The sequence below is a fragment of the Ilumatobacter nonamiensis YM16-303 genome, assembly GCF_000350145.1.
Taxonomy (GTDB): domain Bacteria; phylum Actinomycetota; class Acidimicrobiia; order Acidimicrobiales; family Ilumatobacteraceae; genus Ilumatobacter_A; species Ilumatobacter_A nonamiensis.
The window spans coordinates 1-1,340 of the sequence record NZ_BAOL01000143.1 but is presented as its reverse complement, the minus strand read 5'-3'; the positions used below and the strand labels follow the sequence as shown (position 1 = coordinate 1,340).

The following is a 1,340-nucleotide window of genomic DNA, read 5'->3' as shown; positions in this document are numbered from 1 at the left end:
CGTGCCATCGGGTGTCAGACACCCGATGGCACGAGACGGGGAAGCCGGCGCCTCAGAGGCGTTCGATGATCATGGCCATGCCCTGGCCACCGCCGACGCACATGGTTTCGAGGCCGACCGTCTTGTCCTCGCTCTGGAGGTTGTTGATGAGCGTCGTCATGATGCGCGCACCCGTCATGCCGAACGGGTGCCCGAGGGCGATCGCGCCGCCGTTGACGTTGACCTTGTCGAGGCTGAAACCGAGGTGCTTGGCCGACGGGATCACCTGAGCGGCGAACGCCTCGTTGATCTCGACGAGGTCGATGTCGTCGGCCGACATGCCGGCCCGCGCCATCGCCTGACGGCTCGCTTCGATCGGGCCGAGACCCATGATCTCCGGGTTGAGGCCGGTCACGCCCGACGACACGATGCGTGCGAGCGGCTTCAGACCGAGCGCCTTCGCCTTCGTGTCGCTCATGACCATCACGGCCGCAGCGCCGTCGTTGAGCGGACAGGCGTTGCCGGCGGTGATCTCTCCGTCGGGACGGAACACCGGCTTGAGGCCGGCGAGTTTCTCGACCGTCGTGCCGTCACGCGGTCCGTCGTCGACCGACACCACGGTGCCGTCGGGGAGCGTCAACGGAGTGATCTCGTTCTCGAAGTGGCCACGCTGCTGAGCGGCGACCGCACGCTGCTGGCTACGGGCACCGAACTCGTCCATCTCTTCGCGGGTGACGCCTTCGATCTCGCGCACGTTCTCGGCGGTCTGACCCATTGCGATGTAGAAGTCGGACATCCCGGACTCCGGCGGCGTCCAGTCGGGATGGCCACCCTCGGCACGTGCCGCGGTGCGCTTGCCCGGCTCCTGGAAGATCGGGTTCGGGGCGCTGTCGGACGCACCCGACCCGTAGCGGCTGACGGCCTCGACCCCGGCCGAGATGAAGCAGTCGCCTTCGCCCGCCTTGATCGCGTGGGCGGCCATCCGAATCGTCTGGAGCGACGACGAGCAGTACCGGTTCACGGTGACACCGGGAACGTCATCGAGACCGGCCAGCGCTGCCGCCATCCGGCCGATGTTGAATCCGGCCTCGCCAGCAGGCTGACCGCAACCCATGATCAGGTCCTCGATGTCGGAGGCCTGCACCTCGGGCACCTTCTCCATCAGCGCTCGAACGATCTGGGCCGACATGTCGTCGGGACGGAGGTCGACGAGCGACCCCTTCATGGCACGCCCGATGGGGCTGCGGGCGGTTGCGACGATCACTGCTTCGGTCATGGCGATCACGCTAGTTACCGGCGGGTAAGCAACCCAACCCGGACGACGTGCCATCCCGTGCCATCCGGTGTCAGACACCCGATGG

Annotated in this window: 1 protein-coding gene; it reads right to left on the bottom strand. The window is 67.1% G+C overall.

The window, feature by feature from the left end:
- Positions 1-52: 52 nt before the first annotated feature.
- On the bottom strand, positions 53-1,255 hold the full coding sequence (locus ON45_RS13335; RefSeq protein ID WP_040494486.1) for an acetyl-CoA C-acetyltransferase: 1,203 nt from the start codon (positions 1,253-1,255) through the stop codon (positions 53-55).
- Positions 1,256-1,340: the final 85 nt, after the last annotated feature.

Coding starts and splice junctions, on each gene's coding strand:
- ON45_RS13335 (WP_040494486.1), bottom strand. CDS start 1,255: ATGACCGAAGCAGTGATCGTCGCAACCGCCCGCAGCCCCATCGGGCGT.